This window comes from Archangium violaceum Cb vi76 (assembly GCF_000733295.1).
Classification (GTDB): Bacteria; Myxococcota; Myxococcia; order Myxococcales; family Myxococcaceae; genus Archangium; species Archangium violaceum.
Genome location: NZ_JPMI01000186.1, coordinates 1 through 504, shown reverse-complemented (window position 1 = coordinate 504; position 504 = coordinate 1). Strand labels below are relative to the sequence as shown.

The window sequence follows — 504 nt, the reverse complement described above, 5'->3', positions numbered from 1 at the left end:
ATGGCTCCATCACCCGGCGCCTTGAGAGGCTGGCGAAGCAGTACCCGCGCGGAGGGTGGCCGGACGACCTGCAGCGGTGGCGGCGCAACATGCCGACGAGCCTGCGCAACGACTGGCTCTACGAGCTGGACGCGGACGCGAAGACGGACACCCTCGTGCTCGCCATCGTGGATGACCCGCGACGGGCCATCCTCGCGCCGAAGCCGGGCGCAGCGCGGAAGGCCCCACTCAAGCTGCCCAAGACGGCCTGCGAGAAGTGCGGCAAGACGGCCTGGGCGATCAGCAGGGACGGGCGCGTGGACTTCCAGTGCACGACCTCGGGCTGCACTGGCACAGCTCTCCGCCCCGAGCCAGCCCCAGCCCAGTCCGCGGGCCTGCCGTCCAAACTTCCAGGAGTGGAGCTCCTTCTGCGCGACACAACGAGTCGCTGGAGCCCTGCCACCGGCGAGCTCGACTACGTGAGCCCTCGGCTCCGCCAGTGGCGCCGCCTCCTCGAGGGGAAAT

1 protein-coding gene is annotated in these 504 nt (G+C 70.2%); it reads left to right on the top strand.

The window, feature by feature from the left end; all coding sequences use genetic code 11:
• Positions 1-89 precede the first annotated feature (89 nt).
• The coding region (locus tag Q664_RS26270; RefSeq protein ID WP_152622348.1) for a hypothetical protein at positions 90-504 on the top strand (415 nt) is incomplete at its 3' end.